This window comes from Comamonas sp. SY3 (genome assembly GCF_041730275.1).
Taxonomy (GTDB): domain Bacteria; phylum Pseudomonadota; class Gammaproteobacteria; order Burkholderiales; family Burkholderiaceae_C; genus Comamonas; species Comamonas sediminis.
The window spans coordinates 282,640-300,385 of record NZ_JBGTYN010000006.1 but is presented as its reverse complement, the minus strand read 5'-3'; the positions used below and the strand labels follow the sequence as shown (position 1 = coordinate 300,385).

The following is a 17,746-nucleotide window of genomic DNA, read 5'->3' as shown; positions in this document are numbered from 1 at the left end:
TCTTTGGCTTCGGCCGGGCCTGGCGGCCCTTCACATCGCAAGCGATGTGAGCCTGTGCCGAAGAACCGACAAACGCGCTGCGCTCGGGGGCCTTACAGGCCCGCAGCAGCGCGCAGCACTGCTGGCTGTCAGCGGTCTTTGGCTTCGGCCGGGCCTGGCGGCCCTTCACATCGCAAGCGATGTGAGCCTGCGCCGAAGAACCGACAAACTCGCTGCGCTCGGGGCCTTACAGGCCCGCAGCAGCGCGCAGCACTGCTGCCTTGTCGGTTCTTTCCCAAGTGAACTCCGGCTCCTCACGGCCAAAGTGGCCATACGCCGCCGTCTTGCTGTAGATCGGGCGCAGCAGGTCCAGCATCTGGATGATGCCTTTGGGACGCAGGTCGAAGTGCGCGGCCACCAGCTTGGCGATGTCGGCATCGGGGATCACGCCGGTGCCTTCGGTGTAGACGGTGATGTTCATCGGGCGGGCCACGCCGATCGCGTAGGCCACCTGCACCTGGCACTGGCGCGCCAGACCGGCAGCGACGACGTTCTTGGCGACGTAGCGGGCAGCGTAGGCGGCAGAGCGGTCCACCTTCGTGGGATCCTTGCCGGAGAAGGCGCCGCCGCCGTGGGGGCAAGCACCGCCGTAGGTGTCCACAATGATCTTGCGGCCGGTGAGGCCACAGTCGCCCTGCGGGCCGCCCACGACGAAACGGCCGGTGGGGTTGATCAGGTACTTGGTGTCCTGCAGCCATTCGGATGGCAGCACGGGCTTGATGATCTCTTCGATGATGGCTTCGGTGAAGCTGGCCTTCATCTTGGTAGCGGTTTCCGACTGGTCGGGGCTGTGCTGGGTGGACAGCACCACGGTGTCGATGCTGTGGGGCTTGCCATCCACATAGCGCATGGTGACCTGGCTCTTGGCGTCAGGGCGCAGGAAAGGCAGACGGCCATCCTTGCGCAGCTGGGCCTGGCGCTCGACCAGACGGTGTGCATAGTAGATCGGCGCGGGCATCAGCTCGGGCGTTTCGTCGCAGGCATAGCCGAACATCAGGCCCTGGTCGCCAGCACCGGTGTTCAGTTCATCATCGCTGGCCTTGTCCACACCCTGGGCGATGTCCTGGCTCTGCTTGTCATAGGCCACCAGCACGGCGCAACCCTTGTAGTCGATGCCGTAGTCGGTGTTGTCGTAGCCGATGCGCTTGATGGTGTCGCGGGCCACCTGGATGTAGTCCACGTTGGCGCCGGTGGTGATTTCGCCTGCCAATACCACCAAACCGGTGTTGGTCAGTGTCTCGGCAGCCACGCGGCTGTGCGGATCTTGGGTGAAAATAGCGTCCAAAATCGCATCAGAGATCTGGTCGGCTACTTTATCGGGGTGGCCTTCGGATACCGATTCCGAGGTGAACAGAAAATCGCTGTTTGCCATAAACAAAAAACTCCTTCAAAGCTTTGGCAATTGCGTTGCCCGAGCCTTGAGGGAGCCTGGCGAACGCTTTAGCAGTTTGTTTTTAACGTCGCCCTGCAAGTTGCTCTTTAACTCAGCGACCGACATATTCTAATGCCATTCTTGTTTCGACTGTTTGCTGCGCTGCCGTTGTGGCTATTGCATGGCCTGGGCGCTGTCCTGGGCTGGCTCACCTTTGCCGCCTCCCCCACCTACCGCCGGCGCTTTGTGGCCAATGCCCGGCAGGCAGGCTACCGCTTTGCCGATGTGAAAAAAGCGGTGGCCCATGCCGGCCGCATGGTGGCCGAGGTGCCGCGCCTGTGGTTTGGCGCGCCGCTGCCCTGTGACATCCATGGCGCCGAAGTGATCGAGCAGGCACTGGCCGATGGCAAGGGCATTGTGTTCTTGACCCCGCACATGGGCTGCTTTGAGCTCTCGGCCCAGTACATGGCACGGCGCTGGGGCGTGGTGCATGGCCCCATCACCGTGCTCTACCGCCCGGCGCGCCAGACCTGGTTGGCCAAGCTGATGGAGACGGCGCGCGCGCGTCCTGGCCTGGCCTCGGCACCGACGACGATGGCGGGGGTGCGGCAAATGATCAAGGCCTTGCGCCAAGGCCATAGCGTGGGTCTGCTGCCTGACCAGGTACCGCCCGACGGCCAGGGCATGTGGGTGCCGTTTTTTGGCAAGCCGGCTTACTCGATGACCTTGGCCGCCAAGTTGGCCCAGCAGACCGGTGCGGCTGTTATATTGGCGCGCTGTGTGCGCCGGCCTCTGGGCCGGGGCTTTGATCTGTATGTGCGCGGCCTGCAGGCCCCGCTGGCCCAGGAGGCCGAAGCCGCCGTGCTGCAGATCAACCAGGAAATGGAGCGTCTGATCCGCGAGAGCCCCGAGCAGTACCTGTGGGGCTATGCGCGCTACAAGCAGCCGCGCAGTCAGGCTGCCGCTCCCTCGGAAGGTCAAAAGCATGGGTAAGTTGTTTATCGGTTGGATGTGGCTGATGTCGCACCTGCCTTTGTCGGTGTTGCGCGGCCTAGGCTGGTTGATGGGGCGCGTGCTGTTCTATCTGGTGCCATCGCGCCGCCGCATTGCGCTGCGCAACCTCGAGCTGTGCTTTCCCGAGACCACTGCCGCGCAGCGGCGGGACTGGGCCAAGCAGAGTTTTGTGGTGTTCTGCCAAACCTGGCTGGACCGCAGCTGGCTGTGGTTCGCGCCGCAAAAGACCTTGGAGAAACGCACCCGCATGACGGGCGCGCTGCAGGAGCTGGAAGGCGATACGCCGACCATCATCTTTGCGCCGCACTTCTACAGCATGGATGCCGGGGGCACGGCGCTCACCATCCACTGCAACCGGCCCTTCACCAGCATCTTCTCGACCCAGCCCAATGCCGATGTCGATGCCTGGGTCCGCAAGGGCCGCCAGCGCTTTGGCGATGTGCGCATGCTCAACCGCGACGATGGCATCAAGCCCATCATTGCCAGCCTGCGCAAGGACCATGGGTTGTTGTACCTCCTGCCGGACATGGACTTCGGCCCGAATGACTCGCTGTTCGTGCCCTATTTCGGCCAGGTGGCCGCGACCATTCCGTCGCTGTCGCGCTTTGCGCGGCTGGGCAAGGCCAAGGTGATCGGCATGTACACCCGGCTGACGCCCCAGGGCTACGAGGTCACCATCTCGCCGGCCTGGCAGGACTTTCCCAGCGACGATGTGGTGGCTGACACCACGCGCCAGAACCGTGAGCTCGAAGCCCAGATCCGCACCATGGTGCCCCAGTACTACTGGGTGCACAAGCGCTTCAAGACCCGGCCGGAAGGCGAGCCCTCGCTCTATGCATAAACAACCAAGGCCCTTTCGGGCCTTGGTTGTGTTGCGCCTTGGCGGGCGTTTGGCTTATTGATCGTCCGCAGGGGCCTCTGGCGCTGCAGCAGCGGCCTCGGGGCTGGCCAGCCCTTCCGGGTGCGACCACTGCCACAGCAGCTGGGCCACCTTGTCCACATTCTGCTTTTTCAGCGCGCTGAACAGCATCACCTCGCCACCACCGGCATTGAGCTTGGTGATGGACAGGATCTTGGCCTGCTCGACGCGGGTCAGCTTGTCGGCCTTGGTGAGCAAAATCAAGAACTTGAGGCCCTGCTCCACCCGGGGGCGGATGATGTCGAGCAGCGCTTCGTCGAGCTCGGTCAGGCCCAGGCGCGGGTCGCAGAGCAGCACAATGCCGGTCAGGCTGGGGCGGCTGACCAGGTAGTTCACCATGACCTGCTGCCAGCGTTTCTTGTCCTCGCGTGAGACGGCCGCATAGCCGTAACCGGGCAGGTCGGCCAGCACGGCATCCATGACGCCTTTCTTGCCCAGCGAAAACAGGTTGATGTGCTGGGTGCGGCCGGGCTTTTTCGACGCAAAGGCCAGCTGGTTCTGCTGGGTCAGCGTGTTGATCGACGTGGACTTGCCGGCATTGGAGCGGCCCACAAAGGCGAACTCGGGCACATCGACGACAGGCAATTGGTGCAATTGCGCAGCGGTGGTGAAGAAGCGGGCGGTGTGCATCCAGCCCATAGCCGCCTTGCCATCGATGCCTGGGCTTGGCGTGTCTGCAACGGCTTGGGGGGTACTAGGTGTTGTCGTCATGTGCGTTCGAGTCTATCTAAGGCATCATTGTAGAATCTGGCCGCTTTGGCCTTATACCCATAAACCAGACAAAGACCCACGATATGAAGTTGCTCGCCCCTTTGCTGACAACGGCTGTACTGGCTTTCTGTTCCGTTTCTGTGTATGCGGCGTCCGAGACGCCCAACCGGTCGCCCAAGCCAGACCTGGTCAAAGGGGAGGCCAGCTACACCGCCGTCTGCGTGGCCTGCCACAATGCCGATGGCAACGCCTCCATTGCCATCAACCCCAAACTGTCGCAGCAGCATCCCGAGTACCTGCTCAAGCAGCTGCAGGAGTTCAAATCCGGCAAGCGCAAGGACCCGGTGATGCAGGGCATGGTCGCAGGTCTGTCGGATGCGGACATGCTCAACATCTCCGCCTGGCTGGCCAGCAAACCCGGCAAGCTGGGTTTTGCCAAGGATAAGGAGGCCGTTGCGTTGGGCGAGCGCATCTACCGCGGCGGTGTGCCTGACCGCCAGATTGCTGCCTGCGCGGGCTGCCACAGCCCCAATGGGGCTGGCATTCCGGCCCAGTACCCGCGCCTGGCAGGCCAGAACGCCGATTACGTCAGCAAGACCTTGCATGATTTCCGCGATGGCAAGCGTGGCAACAGCTTGCAGATGACGGGGGTCACCGCCAAGATGAACGACAAGGAAATCAAGGCAGTGTCAGACTATATTGCGGGCTTGCGTTAGGCTTTTTCTGGGGGCTTGTGTCCGCGCCAACACATTGATGGCGCTGCGGGGCATTTTCCGGACCTTCGGGCTATCCCTAGGTGGGCCTACTAAACTTACGCGTTCTGCGAACTTGTACCCGGGTGGTGACTCCATGGTGTGCGGACTGGCAGCGCAGCAGCGGTCCTGCCCCTGCTTTTCACCGATAGCGTCGTACCATGTCTGAATCTTCTCGCCCGCCAGCGCAACTGCAGCCCCAATTGGCCCCTCGGGCTGTCTATGAGATGCTGTCGTCGATGCGCTTTGCGATTGCGCTGCTGTCGATCATCTGCATTGCCTCGGTCATTGGCACCGTACTGCGCCAGCATGAGCCGTCCGTCAACTATGTCAACCAGTTCGGTCCTTTCTGGGCACAGCTGTTTCTCGTGCTCAAGCTCAATGCCGTCTACAGCGCCTGGTGGTTCCTGCTGATTCTGGCGTTCTTGGTGACCAGCACCAGCCTGTGCATTGCCAAGCATGCGCCTAAATACCTGGCTGATTTGCGCCACTACAAAGAGAATCTGCGGGTGCAAAGCCTGCAGGCCTTCCACCACCAGGCCAGCGCCCATCTGGCAGAGACCCCGGCGCAAGCAGCGCAGCGGGTGGGGGCGCAACTGGCCGGCAGTGGCTGGAAGGTGCGCTTGCAAGAGCGCAGCGATGGCTGGATGGTGGCGGCCAAGGCCGGTGCTGCCCACAAGATAGGCTACCTGGCAGCGCACAGCGCCATCGTGCTGATTTGCCTGGGCGGCCTGCTCGATGGTGATTTGATGGTGCGCGCGCAAATGTTGCTGGGGGGCAAGACCACCTTCAGCGGCAGCGGCATGATCGCCGATGTGCCCGAGCAGCACCGGCTGTCCGTCCGCAACCCGACGTTCCGGGGCAATCTGATCGTGGCCGAAGGCGCACAATCGGGCACGGCCATCCTCAACCAGTCGGATGGCATCCTGCTGCAGGATCTGCCGTTTTCGGTGGAGCTGAAGAAATTCATTGTCGAGTACTACTCGACCGGTATGCCCCGGCTGTTCGCCAGCGAAGTGGTGCTGCATGACAAGGAAACGGGGGCCTCGGTCGAAAAGCGCATCGAGGTGAACCATCCCGCCAGCTACCAGGGCATCGAGATCTACCAATCGAGCTTTGAAGACGGCGGATCGCGCCTGCAACTGCGCGCAGTGCCGCTGGTGCCCGGCATGAAGAGCTTTGAGGTCAAGGGTGAGGTGGGGGCGTCCACGCAGATCACGATGGGAGAGGGGCAGGCGCCGCTGGAGATGGAGTTCACCGGCCTGCGCACCATCAATGTGGAGAACATGGGCGCCAACCCGGGCGATGCAGTGCAAGGCGGCACCGATGTGCGCAAGGTGGATTTGAGATCCAGCCTGGACAACCACCTGGGCGCCGGCAACAAGGTAACCACGCCGCGCGACCTGCGCAATGTGGGTCCCAGCGTCAGCTACAAGCTGCGCGACGCCGCCGGCCAGGCGCGCGAGTTCAACAACTACATGCTGCCCGTTGACATGGGGGATGGCCAGCCGGTGTACCTGTGGGGTGTGCGTGAAACCTTGGCGGACCAGTTCCGCTATCTGCGTATTCCCGCCGATGAGCAATCGAGCTACCGGGGATTTTTGCGCCTGAAGGCGGCACTGCAAACGCCGGCGATGCGCGAGCGGGCCGTGCAGCAGTATGTGGAGGGCGCCGTCGAAGCAGGCCGCCCGGCGTTGCGCGAGCAACTGTATGCCTCGGCCCTGAAAGCGCTGGTGATTTTTGCTGGCGATGGCCAGACAGGCGCGAGCAGCGTCACCGGCTTGCAGGCGATTTCGGCCTTCATGGAGCAAAATGTGCCCGAAGGCGAACGCGCCAAGGCCGGAGAGGTGCTGGTGCGCATCTTGAACGGTGTGCTGTTTGAGCTGATGCAGGTGGCGCGGGCTGACGAAGGCCTGGCACCGCTGGAGCCCAATGCGCAGACGCAGCGCTTCATGACCCAGTCGGTGCTGTCGCTCAGCGACGCACTGCTGTACCCGGAGCCGCTGGTGTTTGAGCTGACCCAGTTTGACCAGGTGCAGGCGAGCGTCTTTCAGGTGGCCAAGGCCCCGGGTAAGCTGGTCGTGTACCTGGGTTGCCTGTTCCTGATTCTGGGGGTGTTTGCGATGCTGTATGTGCGCGACCGGCGCCTGTGGGTCTGGCTGGCGCCACGTGCCGATGGCAGTTCGGACGCGCGCATGGCGTTGTCGACCAACCGCCGGACCCTGGATGTGGACCGTGATTTTGAAGGCCTGAGCCACAAGCTTCTGGGCACCAGCCCCAGCGGAGAACAACGATGAATACTGCTTCCACCCATCTGCCGCCTGCCCAGGCGGGCACCGTGGTCCAAACGGTGCAACTGAGCCCCGGCTACTTCAGCAGCCGGTCGGTGTGGGACTGGCTGTTTGCGTTGGCCCTGGCAGTGGGCGGCGGTTTTGCGCTGTTTTTGTATGGCCACCATATGGATGGCTATGAAAAAGGCATCCTGATCGCATCGGTGCCGTTTTTCATCTGGCTGGGCTGGTTCTGGCGGCCCTTGCAGCTGTTGATGGTGGTGGTGGCTGCGCTGTCACTGCTGGCTATTGGCCTGTACCGGGTCGATGGCGCAGGGCAGATCGCGCGCTCGGAAACGGTGTTTGGGCTCAAGTACTTCCTGTCCAGCCAGTCGGCCATTCTATGGATGAGCGTGCTGTTCTTCATGAGCACGGTCTTTTACTGGATCGGACTGCTCTCCAAGGGCGAAGGATCGACACTGACGACGGTGGGCAGCCGCCTGACCTGGCTGGCCATCGTGATGGCCTTGGTGGGCACGATGGCGCGCTGGTATGAGAGCTACCTGATGGGGCCGGACATCGGCCATATCCCTGTCAGCAATCTCTATGAGGTGTTTGTGCTGTTTGCCTGGATGACGGCACTTTTCTACCTCTACTTCGAAGCGCATTACCAGACGCGGGCGCTGGGCGGCTTTGTGATGCTGGTGGTCAGTGCCTCGGTCGGATTTCTGCTGTGGTACACGGTGGCCCGCCAGGCCCATGAGATCCAGCCACTGGTGCCCGCGCTGCAAAGCTGGTGGATGAAGCTGCATGTGCCGGCCAATTTTGTCGGCTACGGCACCTTTGCGCTGGCTGCGATGGTGGCACTGGCCTATCTGCTGAAGGCGGCCACGCAGCGGGCGCTGTGGATCGGCCTGGTGCTCGTGCCCATGCTGGTGCTGGTGCTGCCGCTGGCGGCCTTCCGTGTCTGGGGTGATGAAAGCCTCTACCCCTCGCTCGACAAGACCTTGCGCATGGCCTTGCCGCTGGAGCTGTTCTTTGCGCTGATGATCGGGTTGCGCCACTGGATCAACCGGGGCACGCCGCGCCTGCAGATCATGGATGACCTGATGTACAAGGCGATCGCCGTGGGCTTTGCGTTCTTCACGATTGCCACCGTGCTGGGGGCGCTGTGGGCGGCCGAGGCCTGGGGCGGTTACTGGAGCTGGGACCCCAAGGAGACCTGGGCGCTGATCGTCTGGCTGAACTATGCTGCCTGGCTCCACATGCGCCTGGTCAAGGGCCTGCGCGGTGCAGTCTCGGCCTGGTGGGCGCTGGTGGGCCTGGTGGTGACGACCTTTGCCTTCCTGGGGGTGAACATGTTCCTGTCCGGCTTGCACAGCTACGGTACGCTGTAAGCGGTACGGGCCAGGCTTACTGCGGGCGTTGCGGCTGCGGCGAGATCGCCTGCTGGGGCAGGGTGTAGTTCTGGTTGTCCATCAGATCGACCCCGCACATCAGGTGGTCGAGCCAGTCAAAGAACTGGGCGATGGCCGGGCCCATGATGGGTGCGCCGTGCTGAGGCACGATCAATGAAATATCCAACTGGCGCGCCATGGCCACCCACAGGCGCAGCACCTTGTTGGACACCATGTAGCGCCGGTGAAAGCCCTCCATGCGGGGAATGTGGGGGGCCAGGTCCGTCACCGGCGTGCGGGCGATATAGCCATCGGTCATCGAGACCCCCAGATCGCCGGTGAACAGGATGCGGCTGATCGGGTCGTAGAAGTGGAAATTGCCTTCCGCGTGCAGAAAATGCGCGGGCAGGATGTGCAACTGGCTCTGGCCCAGCGGCAGAATGCCACCGGGGTCCTGCACGGGAATGACCCGGTTTTCCGTCTTGCCGACCTTGGTGAAATGCGGCACAAAGCGCTCCCAGACGCGGGAGATCACCAAGGACGCACGGGTGGAGGTGAGCCAGCGGTCCAGCGAGGCGATGATGTCCGGGTCGGCATGCGATGCGATCAGGTAGGACAGCTTGTGCGGCGAGAAATAGCGCACCATGCCCATATACAGCTCATTGAAGGCGAGGTTGCCGCCCGGGTCGATGATGGCGCCGGTGCCATGGTCGACAATCAGGAACTGGTTGGCCTGCACGGCCTGCGCATCCTCTTCCACCAGATCGGTGAACATCAGACAAGCATGCTGCTCGTCACGGTACAGTTCCACAGGTTCCAACGCCATCTCTTCCGCCCACATATCAATTGCAACGGGCGTGACTGTAACGGGGTGTAGTGGGTTGGACCTTGAGGTGGATCAAGGATGCAGGCGGGGTGGGCTGGATTGCCGCCGCCGCTTTCATCAGGGCCTGGCAGGGGCCTGCATCACCGGGGACGGCTGCAACTGGGGCTCAGGCCGGTCCGGTGCACTGGGGTCCAGCGTCTGCGGCAAGGTCGCCCGGTTGGCTGCTGCAGGCTCGGTCGGCAGGTACAGAGGCCCACGCTGGCCACAAGCTGCCAATAGTGCCGCACCGGTGGCAAGGACAAAGGTCCTGCATACAATTTGGTAAATACTCCACATTGAAGCATTGTAATGAACGAACTCGAATACCTGGATGCCGCGGAAAAACTCTTGCTGGCGGTTGAACAGACCTGCGACCGCATCAATGATGAGACCGATGCCGATATCGACGCCCAGCGCGTGGGCGGTCTGCTGACCCTGGTCTTTGCCAACCGCAGCCAGATCATCATCAACCTGCAGCCTCCGCTGCATGAGGTATGGCTGGCGGCCAAATCCGGCGGCTACCACTACAAATGGGACGGCAGCGTGTGGCGCGATACCAAGACCGGTAACGACTTCTTCGCCGACCTGACGCGCGATGCCGCAGTCCAGTCAGGTCTGCCGCTGGTCTTCAAGGCCTGAAGCGGATCGCCCGCAAAAAAGGCCAGTTCGTAGCGATACGGACTGGCCTGGTGGCTGGGTGCTGCTGCGTCAGTTGCGGAACAGGTCCAGAATCTTGTTGCGCTCGTCAGCGTTCGGTGGCGGCACCATGGTGTCGGCGGTAGGCGCCGGCGAGTCCAGTCCCAGATTGGGCGCGCTGCGGGCGTACTCTTCGTAGAGCCAGTCACCGCCGACGTTGACCAGTCCGCTGGGAGGCGTCATCTTGGCCACCGGCACATCCTTGAGCGCGTGCTGCATGTAGTTGATCCAGATGGGCAGACTGAGGCCCCCACCATATTCGCGCGCACCCAGACTGCGGGGGTTGTCATATCCCATCCAGACAACGGCCGCATTGGTGGGCTGGAAGCCCGCAAACCACGCGTCCACCGAATCATTGGTGGTACCGGTCTTGCCATAGATGTCGGGACGCTTGAGTTGGGCCTGGGCCTTGGCAGCCGTTCCGTAGCGGGCAACGTCCTGCAGCAGCGAGTCCATCACGAACGCATTGCGGGCATCAATGGCGCGGGGCAGGTCATCGGTAGCGGGCGGCGTGAATTCGGACAGCACATTGCCCCGGTGGTCGGTGATTTTGGCAATCAGATAAGGATTGACCCGGTGCCCGCCATTGGCAAATACCGAATAGGCAGCCACCATCTGCATCGGTGTGACCGAGCCGGCGCCCAGCGCCATGGGCAGGTAGGGGGGCTGCTTGTCCGCATCAAAGCCGAACTTCGTGACCCATTCCTGGGCTTTTTTCGGGCCCACCGACTGCATCACGCGGATGGTCACCAGGTTTTTGGAGCGGGCCAACGCCTGGCGCATCGTCATGGGGCCATCGAAGCGCCCATCAGAATTTTTGGGCTCCCAGGGCTGTTGCCCTGCCGATCCGGGGAAGCTCAGAGGAGCGTCATTGATCACGGTCGTGGGCGAAAAACCTTTTTCCAGCGCTGCAGAATAGATAAAGGGCTTGAAGCTGGAGCCCGGCTGGCGCCATGCCTGGGTCACGTGGTTGAACTTGTTCTTGTCGAAATCGAAGCCACCGACCAGTGCCTTGATGGCACCGCTGCGCGGATCGAGAGAGACGAACGCGCCTTCGACCTCGGGCAGCTGGGTCAGCTCCCAGGTTTTCTTGGCGGTTTCCATGATGCGCACCACAGCGCCGGGGCGCAGCTTGGTGTTGGGTGGCGCCTTGTCGCTCAGACCGGATTGCACCGGCTTGAGGCCCTCACCGGTGATCTCGATCGGATCACCATCGGCGCGGATCACCACAACCTTGCGCGGTGCGGCTTCCAGCACGACGGCAGAGAGAATGTTGCCATTGTCCGGGTGCTGGGCGAGCACCTCGTCGATCGCCTCGTCGCGCTCCTGGCCTGCTGCGGGCAAGGTGATGAATTTCTCCGGACCGCGATAGTGCTGGCGCTTTTCATAGTCCATGATGCCCTTGCGCAGCGCGTCATAGGCAGTTTCCTGGTCGCTGGCGATCAGCGTGGTGTAGACATTGAGGCCACGGGTGTAGGCTTCGTTGCCATACTGCGCAAAGATCAGCTGGCGCGCCATCTCGGCCACATACTCCGCATGCACCCGGTTGTCTGCATAACTGGAGCGGATCTTGAGCGGCTCCTCGCGTGCCTGGCTGGCCTGGGCCGGCGTGATGAACCGGTTTTCTTCCATCCGGTCGATGATGTAGAGCTGGCGAATGCGGGCGCGCTTGGGGTTGCTGATCGGGTTGTAGGCTGACGGCGCCTTGGGCAGGCCTGCCAGCATCGCTGCTTCGGCCACGGTCACATCCTTGAGCGGCTTGCCGAAGTAGGTCTCCGATGCGGCGGAGAAGCCATAGGCGCGGTTGCCCAGATAGATCTGGTTCATATAGATTTCCAGAATCTGATTCTTGCTCAAGGTGTGCTCAAGCTTCAGGGTCAGCAGGATTTCATATATCTTGCGGGTATAGGTTTTTTCAGATGATAGATAGACATTGCGGGCTACCTGCATCGTGATCGTCGATGCACCCTGGGCCTTTTCACGCCCCAGGTTGGCGAGCAAGGCACGCGCCATGCCCTTGTAGTCCACACCGCTGTGCTCGAAGAAGCGCGTGTCCTCAATAGCCAGCACGGCATCCACCATCACCTTCGGAATTTCGCTGATGGGCGTCAAATTGCGGCGTTCTTCACCGAACTCGCCCAACAAGGCGCCTTCTGAGGAGTAGACCCGCATCGGCAGCTTGGGGCGGTAGTCGGCCAGTTCCGAGACATCAGGAAGGTTGGGGTAGGCCATGGCCAGGCCCACGGCGACGACCGCAGCACCGGCAATGGCACCTGCGACCAGCAAGGCCAGCAGCCAGCCAAAAAACTTCAGCGTTTTGGTGGCAAAGCTCGAGGGCTTGGACTGCTTGGGGGACTTGGGAGGTTTCTCAGGCGTTCTGCGCGAGATCGGAGCGTCTGGATTCATGGGGTCAGACCGTCGAGGGGAGCTTGCATAAGCAGGGGATGCTATCACGCGCCTGCTTCGCGTGGCGTTGGCGCCGGTTTTGATTTAGCTTGTGACAAATGTCATGCGGCGTCCAATGTTTCCCTTGTATCGTATTGTTTTGACAACGAATCGGCGCGGCGAGCAGGTGGTTCTTTGCTGGGCGACTATCTTGCTGATAGCATTCATAAGGGGTGTTAAGTTTTGTAGCTCAATATAGAGCAAATTAGGGAGGAGCCCATCTTGGTCTCAATGGGATCTTTGTTCCGACGCCAGCCGCCTAGCCTCTTGGGGATAGATGTGAGCGCGTCGAGCATCAAGTTGGTTGAATTGGGGAGGAGTGGTAGCGGTCAATTCATTGTTGAACGCTGTGCGCAAGAGCTGCTGGAGCCAGGCTGGGTGACCGAGTCGGGCATCGAGCGCTTTGACGAAGTGGCCGATTCCTTGCGCCGCTTGGTCAAGAAAAGCGGCACCCGCACCAAGCAAGCGGCACTGGCGTTGCCGCTTTCTGCCGTTATTCAGAAAAAAATCGTGCTGCCATCGGGGCTGTCAGAGCTCGAGATGGAGTTTCAAGTTGAATCAGAAGCTAACCAATACATACCATTTTCCCTCGACGAGGTGAACCTGGACTTCTATGTGATCGGTCCGTCCTCCAATTCGGTAGGTGATGTCGATGTTCTCATCGCGGCCGCACGCAAAGAGACGGTGCAGGACCGGCAAGGCCTGGCAGAAGCGGCAGGCCTCAAGCCCGTGGTGCTCGAGATCGAATCCAATGCCACCGCGCTGGCTGCCCGGCGTTTGATCGGCAACATGCCCAGCAAGGGCAAGGATGCATTCATTGCCATTTTCGAGATTGGGGGCAGTGCGTCGTTCCTGCAGATCATCCACAACAACCAGGTGATCTATGAGCGCGACCAGTCCTTCAACGGCGGCCAGCTCACGCAGATGATCATGCGCCAGTATGGCTTCTCGCAAGAAGAAGCGGAGCAAAAGAAGCGCGGCAATGACCTACCTGCGGATTACAAGCAGGTGGTGCTGCGGCCTTTTGTCGAGAGCATCGGGCAGGAGATCAACCGCGCCCTGCAGTTTTTCTTCACCAGCACCCCCCACAACCGCATTGACCATATCTTGCTGGCTGGTGGCTCGGCGGTGCTCAGTGGTCTGACGGATGCAGTGATCGATGCGACCGGCTTTGCAGCCTCTGCTGCCAATCCGTTTGAAGACATGGTGATGGATGCGGCAGTGCGCACGCGCAGCAAGAGCAAGGACTTCACGACCTATCTCACCGCCTGTGGACTGGCGTTGCGGAGGTATGCGGCATGATCTTGATCAATCTGCTTCCGCACCGCGAAGCTGCGCGCAAGAAGCGCAAGGAAAGTTTCCAGGCATCGATGCTGGCCGCTGCGCTGGTCGGCGCGCTGGTCTGCGGCGCCGTCTACATGTTCTACCAGTACAAGATCGACCTGCAAGGCCAGCGCAACGCGCTGTTGACGCGCGAGATCAAGGCACTGGATGTCAAGATTGCCGACGTTGCCAAGATCGACGCGGAGATCGCTGCATTGAAGGCCCGGCAAAAGGCCGTTGAAGATCTGCAGTCCGATCGCAACCTGCCTGTCCATTTGCTCAATGAGCTGGTGCTCCAATTGCCAGACGGCGTCTACATCGAGAGCCTCAAGCAACAAGAGCAGACCGTGCAGATCCAGGGCATTGCCCAATCCAACGAGCGGGTGTCCGAATTGCTCAACAGCCTGGCCACCAAGACGCCGTGGCTGTCCAAGCCTGAGCTGGTCGAGGTGGTGGGTACGACCACACAGATCAATACCCGTGAGAGAAAGCGGGTCGCTGGCTTCAACCTGCGTTTCGGCTTGGTGCGCTCCAGTGATGTGGAGCAGGCCCACAACGCGCAGGCGCTGAAAAAGTAAAGGCGACCATGGCAACGAAAAAAAATATGCAAGTGGGAGAGGCGCTGCAAGGCTTTCAGCGCCAGTTTCAAAACCTCGATCCCAAGGACCCCTCTGTCTGGCCGGCTGCTCCTCGCGCGGTCTTGTTGGTGTTTATTGCGGCACTGGTGATCGGTTTGGGCTGGTATGCCTATTTGAGCAGCTTTGAGGACGAGCTGTCTGTGGCGCAGGCCGAAGAGCTCAAGCTCAAGGAAGACTACAAGACACGTCTGCGCAAGGCGGTCAATCTGGATGCGCTGCGCAAACAGCGCGAGCAGGTGTTGCAGTACGTGACCCAGCTGGAAAAACAATTGCCCAGCAAGGCGGAAATGGCTGCGTTGTTGTCCGATATCAACCAGGCCGGTATTGGCCGCAGCCTGCAGTTTGACCTGTTCAAACCGGGTCAGACCGTGGTGCGGGACTATTACGCCGAGCTGCCAATCACCTTGCAGGTCAATGGCAGGTACCACGATATTGGCTTTTTTGCGGCGGACGTCGCCAATCTCTCGCGCATCGTGACCTTGAACAACATTGCGCTGGCGCCCGCCAACAAGGAAAGTGCGACGTTGGTGCTGAACGCTACCGCAAGAACCTTCCGCTATCTGGATCCGCAAGAGCTCCAAGAGCAGCAAGCGGCGAAATCCAAGCAGAACGCGAAGAAGTAAGGTGGATATGCATACTTTGTCTAAATGGATAGGCGCTGCGTTGGCGGTGTCGCTGTTGGCAGCCTGTACTGACGAAGGCGATGACCTGCAGCAGTGGATGCAGCAGGAGCAGGCGAACACCCGGCCTTCGGTCAAGCCCATCACGGCGCCCAAGGAGTTTGTGCCTCAGGGCTATGTGGCCAGTACGACGCTCGACCCTTTCAGCAAGGAGCGTCTTGCTGCGTTGCTGGGTGGCAGTGCCAACGCGCCTGCGACCATCTCTGACGCCCTGGTCGCGCCTGAACGGGCGCGGCGCAAAGAGCAGCTCGAATCATTCCCGCTGGACACCATCTCCATGGTGGGTTTTTTGAAGAAGGGCGGACTGGATGTCGCCTTGGTCAAGGCTGATGGCTTGATCTACCAGGTCAGCAAGGGCATGTACCTGGGCCAGAACTACGGGAAGATAAAAAGCATCAGCGAAAGCGCGGTCACCCTGCGGGAGATTGTGCAAGATGGTGTGGGTGAATGGATAGAGAGAGATGCAGTGCTTGAGCTGCAGGAGGCCAAAAAATGAAGAAATTCAGCGTATTAATCCCTCTGATGGCCATGCTGCTGCCATCCTGGGCGCTGGCGCAGGGGCGTATCAACAAGGTGTCGACGCTGGTGCGGGATGGCGTCGAGCTGGTCAAGATCGAGACCGAAGGTGCGCCTCTGGTATTGCCCGAGACCTTCAGCATCCAGTCGCCTGCGCGCGTGGTGCTGGACCTGCCGGGTTTCAAAAGCGCCATGCCCAGTAACCGGGTGGAGCTCAACCAGGGCAACCTGCGCTCGTTGAATGTTGTGGAAACGGACACCAAGGCCCGCGTGGTGCTGAATCTCAAGGAAAGCACCAGCTACAAAACCGAGATCAGCGGCAGCGATTTGCTGGTGTCACTGGAGCCTGCGGCGAAGGCTGTGCCCACCGCCGCGGCGCAAAACACGCAGTTTGCCGAAGACGGCAACAATTATTCGCAGCCACTGTCAGATCTGGATTTCCGCCGGGGGAGCGATGGTGCGGGTCGGCTGGTCATCACGTTGCCCAACAACAAGGTGGGCGTGAATATCTCCAAGCAAGGCGATGGACTGACGTTGGAGCTGCAGCACACCTTGTTGCCCGAGGCCCTGCGTCGCCGGCTGGATGTCGCCGATTTTGGTACGCCCGTCGGCATGATCTCTGCCCGCCAGGCAGGCAGCACCGTGTTTGTGCAGCTGAAAAACGCGGGTGAATGGGAGCACAGCGCCTACCAGAGCGACAACCAGTTTGTCGTCGAAGTGCGCCAGCGCAAGAGCGATCCGAACAAGCTGGGCTCCTCGGGCACGTTCACGGGCGAGAAACTCTCGCTGAGCTTCCAGAATATTGAAGTGCGGTCGCTGCTGCAAGTGATCGCCGATTTCACCAACTTCAATATCGTGACTTCGGACACCGTCAACGGCGCGCTGACCCTGCGTCTGAAGGATGTCCCCTGGGACCAGGCGCTGCAGATCATTCTCGATGCTAAGGGTCTGGGCATGCGCAAGTCCGGCACGGTGCTGTGGATCGCGCCCAAGGATGAGATTGATGAGCGCATCCAGAAAGACTTCGATGCCGTTGCCAAGCTGGAGGAGAAGGTCCCGCTGCAGACCCAGGCTTTCCAGCTCAACTACGCCAAGGCGACCGAACTGCTCAAGCAAATCACCACCAATTCAGGCAGCGGCGGTGGTACAGGCGGCACCCAAAGCCGCTTTCTGACGGCACGCGGTTCGGCCATCGCTGAGCCTCGTACCAACCAGTTGTTCGTGACCGACGTGCCCGCCAAGCTGGAAGAGCTGCGCCGCCTGCTGGTGACCCTGGACATTCCCGTGCGCCAGGTGCTGATCGAGGCGCGCATTGTTGAGGCACGCGACACTTTTGGCCGTGCGCTGGGTGTGCGCCTGGGTGGCGGCGATATGCGTGCCGCTAACGGTGGTGATGGCGGCTACAGCATTGGTGGTGGCAACCGCGTGGGCTTTGGTACCAGCTATGACAATGCGGTGGGAACCACGGGCATGGGTGGTACCAACACCTCCAACGGCAGCTTTGTCAATCTGCCAGCAGTCCTGTCGACAGGTGGCGGCAGTGGCTCTTTTGCACTGTCCATTTTCAACTCGGCTGCAAACCGATTTCTGGCGTTGGAGCTGTCGGCCATGGAGGCCGATGGCAAAGGCAAGATCGTCTCGAGCCCGCGGTTGATCACGGCTGACCAGACCAAGGCATTGATTGAGCAAGGTACCGAAATCCCCTACCAGAACTCGGCCCAGAATGGTGCAACCACGGTGGAATTCAAAAAAGCAGTGCTGAAGCTGGAAGTTGTGCCACAGATCACGCCAGAAGGCAGCATCATTCTTGACTTGGACGTGTCCAAGGATTCTCAAGGAGCGAATACCACGGCGGGCCCGGCGATCGACACCAAGCACATCAAGACCCAAGTATTGGTGGAAAATGGCGGCACTGTGGTGATTGGCGGTATTTTTGAGCTCTCAGAGACATCCACCACCAACAAGATTCCTTTGTTGGGAGATGTGCCAGTGCTGGGCAATCTGTTCAAGAGCAATGTTCGCGAATCGGAAAAGCGTGAAATGCTGGTGTTCATTACGCCAAAGATGATTTCAGACCGCGGTGAAATGCGTTAATTAAGATAGACAGGG

At 60.9% G+C, this 17,746-nt stretch carries 16 protein-coding genes; 11 read left to right on the top strand and 5 right to left on the bottom strand.

Features of this window, described 5'->3' with window-relative positions; all coding sequences use genetic code 11:
* Positions 1–226: 226 nt before the first annotated feature.
* The gene (metK, locus tag ACCQ08_RS11055) at positions 227–1,411 is read right to left on the bottom strand and encodes a methionine adenosyltransferase (RefSeq protein WP_021026133.1); all 1,185 of its coding nucleotides are present in this window, start codon (positions 1,409–1,411) and stop codon (positions 227–229) included.
* A 132-nt stretch (positions 1,412–1,543) separates the two neighbouring features.
* On the opposite strand from metK, the gene ACCQ08_RS11050 reads away from it, so the two are divergent.
* Positions 1,544–2,404 carry a lysophospholipid acyltransferase family protein gene (locus ACCQ08_RS11050; RefSeq protein ID WP_369460403.1) on the top strand — a complete coding sequence of 287 codons (861 nt, stop codon included), beginning with the start codon at positions 1,544–1,546 and terminating at the stop codon, positions 2,402–2,404.
* On the top strand, positions 2,397–3,266 hold the full coding sequence (locus tag ACCQ08_RS11045; RefSeq protein ID WP_373449787.1) for a lysophospholipid acyltransferase family protein: 870 nt from the start codon (positions 2,397–2,399) through the stop codon (positions 3,264–3,266). Before ACCQ08_RS11050 ends, ACCQ08_RS11045 begins: the two co-directional genes overlap by 8 nt.
* Positions 3,267–3,320: 54 nt before the next feature.
* On the opposite strand, the gene yihA is transcribed toward ACCQ08_RS11045, so the two are convergent.
* Positions 3,321–4,055 (bottom strand): ribosome biogenesis GTP-binding protein YihA/YsxC, encoded by a 735-nt coding sequence (gene yihA, locus ACCQ08_RS11040; protein WP_312416648.1) that lies wholly within the window; start codon positions 4,053–4,055, stop codon positions 3,321–3,323.
* A gap of 83 nt (positions 4,056–4,138) precedes the next feature.
* On the opposite strand from yihA, the gene ACCQ08_RS11035 reads away from it, so the two are divergent.
* The 3 genes from ACCQ08_RS11035 to ccsB all read left to right on the top strand — a co-directional run bounded on the left by ACCQ08_RS11035 (position 4,139) and on the right by ccsB (position 8,474).
* On the top strand, positions 4,139–4,771 hold the full coding sequence (locus ACCQ08_RS11035) for a c-type cytochrome (protein WP_312833763.1): 633 nt from the start codon (positions 4,139–4,141) through the stop codon (positions 4,769–4,771).
* Between the two features lie 197 nt (positions 4,772–4,968).
* The gene (locus ACCQ08_RS11030; protein WP_373449786.1) at positions 4,969–7,104 is read left to right on the top strand and encodes a cytochrome c biogenesis protein ResB; all 2,136 of its coding nucleotides are present in this window, start codon (positions 4,969–4,971) and stop codon (positions 7,102–7,104) included.
* Positions 7,101–8,474, top strand: a complete 1,374-nt coding sequence (ccsB, locus tag ACCQ08_RS11025) for a c-type cytochrome biogenesis protein CcsB (RefSeq protein WP_239810722.1) — start codon at positions 7,101–7,103, stop codon at positions 8,472–8,474. The genes ACCQ08_RS11030 and ccsB overlap by 4 nt, the downstream gene beginning before the upstream one ends.
* A gap of 16 nt (positions 8,475–8,490) precedes the next feature.
* Here ccsB and ACCQ08_RS11020 read toward each other — a convergent pair whose 3' ends face one another.
* Together ACCQ08_RS11020 and ACCQ08_RS11015 are read right to left on the bottom strand one after the other, a co-directional pair.
* Positions 8,491–9,300 carry an MBL fold metallo-hydrolase gene (locus tag ACCQ08_RS11020; protein WP_239810723.1) on the bottom strand — a complete coding sequence of 270 codons (810 nt, stop codon included), beginning with the start codon at positions 9,298–9,300 and terminating at the stop codon, positions 8,491–8,493.
* A gap of 117 nt (positions 9,301–9,417) precedes the next feature.
* Positions 9,418–9,636 (bottom strand): lipoprotein, encoded by a 219-nt coding sequence (locus ACCQ08_RS11015; RefSeq protein WP_239810724.1) that lies wholly within the window; start codon positions 9,634–9,636, stop codon positions 9,418–9,420.
* A 12-nt stretch (positions 9,637–9,648) separates the two neighbouring features.
* On the opposite strand from ACCQ08_RS11015, the gene cyaY reads away from it, so the two are divergent.
* Positions 9,649–9,978 carry an iron donor protein CyaY gene (gene cyaY, locus ACCQ08_RS11010; RefSeq protein WP_239810725.1) on the top strand — a complete coding sequence of 110 codons (330 nt, stop codon included), beginning with the start codon at positions 9,649–9,651 and terminating at the stop codon, positions 9,976–9,978.
* 69 nt (positions 9,979–10,047) lie between these two features.
* Here the strand turns inward: cyaY and ACCQ08_RS11005 are convergent, their stop codons facing one another.
* Positions 10,048–12,441, bottom strand: coding sequence for a penicillin-binding protein 1A (locus tag ACCQ08_RS11005; RefSeq protein WP_239810726.1), 2,394 nt, complete (start codon positions 12,439–12,441; stop codon positions 10,048–10,050).
* Between the two features lie 261 nt (positions 12,442–12,702).
* On the opposite strand from ACCQ08_RS11005, the gene ACCQ08_RS11000 reads away from it, so the two are divergent.
* The 5 genes from ACCQ08_RS11000 to pilQ are packed head-to-tail and all read left to right on the top strand — an operon-like array spanning position 12,703 to position 17,731.
* Positions 12,703–13,782, top strand: a complete 1,080-nt coding sequence (locus ACCQ08_RS11000; RefSeq protein WP_312529338.1) for a pilus assembly protein PilM — start codon at positions 12,703–12,705, stop codon at positions 13,780–13,782.
* Complete coding sequence (locus ACCQ08_RS10995; protein WP_239810727.1) at positions 13,779–14,381, top strand: PilN domain-containing protein; 603 nt, start codon at positions 13,779–13,781, stop codon at positions 14,379–14,381. The genes ACCQ08_RS11000 and ACCQ08_RS10995 overlap by 4 nt, the downstream gene beginning before the upstream one ends.
* A gap of 8 nt (positions 14,382–14,389) precedes the next feature.
* Positions 14,390–15,064, top strand: coding sequence for a type 4a pilus biogenesis protein PilO (locus tag ACCQ08_RS10990; RefSeq protein WP_239810728.1), 675 nt, complete (start codon positions 14,390–14,392; stop codon positions 15,062–15,064).
* 7 nt (positions 15,065–15,071) lie between these two features.
* On the top strand, positions 15,072–15,617 hold the full coding sequence (locus tag ACCQ08_RS10985) for a pilus assembly protein PilP (RefSeq protein ID WP_239810729.1): 546 nt from the start codon (positions 15,072–15,074) through the stop codon (positions 15,615–15,617).
* Positions 15,614–17,731: a type IV pilus secretin PilQ gene (gene pilQ, locus ACCQ08_RS10980; protein WP_239810730.1), complete on the top strand. Its 2,118-nt coding sequence runs from the start codon at positions 15,614–15,616 to the stop codon at positions 17,729–17,731. The genes ACCQ08_RS10985 and pilQ overlap by 4 nt, the downstream gene beginning before the upstream one ends.
* Positions 17,732–17,746 lie beyond the last annotated feature (15 nt).

Bases quoted from the DNA above. Each gene is read 5' to 3' on its own strand.
- metK (WP_021026133.1), bottom strand. From the start codon at position 1,411: ATGGCAAACAGCGATTTTCTGTTCACCTCGGAATCGGTATCCGAAGGC.
- ACCQ08_RS11050 (WP_369460403.1), top strand. From the start codon at position 1,544: ATGCCATTCTTGTTTCGACTGTTTGCTGCGCTGCCGTTGTGGCTATTG.
- ACCQ08_RS11045 (WP_373449787.1), top strand. From the start codon at position 2,397: ATGGGTAAGTTGTTTATCGGTTGGATGTGGCTGATGTCGCACCTGCCT.
- yihA (WP_312416648.1), bottom strand. From the start codon at position 4,055: ATGACGACAACACCTAGTACCCCCCAAGCCGTTGCAGACACGCCAAGC.
- ACCQ08_RS11035 (WP_312833763.1), top strand. From the start codon at position 4,139: ATGAAGTTGCTCGCCCCTTTGCTGACAACGGCTGTACTGGCTTTCTGT.
- ACCQ08_RS11030 (WP_373449786.1), top strand. From the start codon at position 4,969: ATGTCTGAATCTTCTCGCCCGCCAGCGCAACTGCAGCCCCAATTGGCC.
- ccsB (WP_239810722.1), top strand. From the start codon at position 7,101: ATGAATACTGCTTCCACCCATCTGCCGCCTGCCCAGGCGGGCACCGTG.
- ACCQ08_RS11020 (WP_239810723.1), bottom strand. From the start codon at position 9,300: ATGGCGTTGGAACCTGTGGAACTGTACCGTGACGAGCAGCATGCTTGT.
- ACCQ08_RS11015 (WP_239810724.1), bottom strand. From the start codon at position 9,636: ATGTGGAGTATTTACCAAATTGTATGCAGGACCTTTGTCCTTGCCACC.
- cyaY (WP_239810725.1), top strand. From the start codon at position 9,649: ATGAACGAACTCGAATACCTGGATGCCGCGGAAAAACTCTTGCTGGCG.
- ACCQ08_RS11005 (WP_239810726.1), bottom strand. From the start codon at position 12,441: ATGAATCCAGACGCTCCGATCTCGCGCAGAACGCCTGAGAAACCTCCC.
- ACCQ08_RS10995 (WP_239810727.1), top strand. From the start codon at position 13,779: ATGATCTTGATCAATCTGCTTCCGCACCGCGAAGCTGCGCGCAAGAAG.
- ACCQ08_RS10990 (WP_239810728.1), top strand. From the start codon at position 14,390: ATGGCAACGAAAAAAAATATGCAAGTGGGAGAGGCGCTGCAAGGCTTT.
- ACCQ08_RS10985 (WP_239810729.1), top strand. From the start codon at position 15,072: ATGCATACTTTGTCTAAATGGATAGGCGCTGCGTTGGCGGTGTCGCTG.
- pilQ (WP_239810730.1), top strand. From the start codon at position 15,614: ATGAAGAAATTCAGCGTATTAATCCCTCTGATGGCCATGCTGCTGCCA.